General features: G+C 47.4%; 1 protein-coding gene. It reads left to right on the top strand.

Going from position 1 to position 253, the window contains the following annotated elements; all coding sequences use genetic code 11:
* On the top strand, window positions 1-253 hold a 253-nt coding region (locus FAY32_RS14530), incomplete at both ends, for a transposase (RefSeq protein ID WP_191988202.1).

The raw sequence follows: 253 nt of genomic DNA, 5'->3' as shown, positions 1-253 counted from the left end.
TCGTCCAGATGGTACGAAAGAAGTGCTGAACTACCAAGTGGCGCCGACGGAATCAACTGGGATCTGGACTGAATTACTGGGAACCCTGATTAAGCAAGGGGTCAAAGATGTGCTGTTGTTTGTGGCCGATAGGTTAGTTGGTTTGGATGAAGGCTTAAATCGGCATTTTCCCAAAGCTAAACGACAACGTTGCCTGGTTCATGTTGGGCGTAATTTGATAAACAAAGTTCGGGTGAAAGACCGTAAGGCCGTG

It is taken from the genome of Levilactobacillus enshiensis, from assembly GCF_007115095.1.
GTDB lineage: Bacteria > Bacillota > Bacilli > Lactobacillales > Lactobacillaceae > Levilactobacillus > Levilactobacillus enshiensis.
The sequence above is the reverse complement of the archived record's forward strand: the minus strand, read 5'-3'. Positions and strand labels throughout refer to the sequence as shown.